General features: G+C 74.4%; 1 protein-coding gene. It reads left to right on the top strand.

Annotated features, from left to right (window positions below; translation table 11 throughout):
• Positions 1–736: cation:proton antiporter (locus tag GTW67_RS28830; protein WP_202437827.1), on the top strand; the 736-nt coding region annotated here is incomplete at its 5' end.
• Positions 737–776 lie beyond the last annotated feature (40 nt).

Raw genomic sequence — 776 nt, 5'->3', positions numbered from 1 at the left:
CATGGCGCTCCAGGCCGGCAAGGCGTTCGCGTTCCTGCTGGTGCTCGCCGTCGCGGCCCGCTGGGGCACCCGGCTCGTGGGGCGCCTGATCGAGACCCGCGACGACGAACTGCTCGTCATCAGCTTCCTCGGCGCCGCCGTCCTCGTCGCCGGTGTCTCCGAACTTCTCGGCGTCGCCGACGCCATCGGCGCCTTCATGGTCGGCCTGATCCTCGCCGGAACGCCCTCGGGCCCGCGGATCCGGGAACTGGTGCACCCGCTGCGCGACGCCTTCGCGGCGATCTTCTTCTTCGCCTTCGGACTGGCCATCGACCCCGGCGACCTCGCCTCCGTCGCCGGACCGGTCGCCGCGGCGGCGGCACTGACCCTCGTCATGAACGTCGTCGCCGGACTGTGCGTGGCCCGCGTGTACCGCTACGGTGCCGAACCGGCGGCGGAGATCGCCACCACCCTGGTCGCGCGCGGGGAGTTCGCGCTGATCCTCGCCGCGATGGCCGCCGGCGCGGGCCTCGACGGACGGCTCGCCCCCTTCATCGCCGGATACGTCCTGGTCCTCGCCGTCCTCGGCCCCGTCGTCGCGGCCCGGGCCTACGTACTCGCCGCCGCGCTGCGCTCCGGAACCCGCCTGCTGCGAGGCACCGACGCCTCAGGACACCCGGCACGTGACCGCCCCGGCGAGCACTCGGCACCCGACGACCCCACGTCGACCCCGACCCACGCAGACGCCGAACGCTAGGACACCCCCCGCCCCGAAGGGGCGCGGGGAACTGCGCGCC

The organism is Streptomyces sp. SID5910 (assembly GCF_009862125.1).
Taxonomy (GTDB): Bacteria; Actinomycetota; Actinomycetes; order Streptomycetales; family Streptomycetaceae; genus Streptomyces.
Note: the sequence above shows the minus strand (reverse complement) of the source record. Positions and strands in the feature narration are given on the sequence as shown.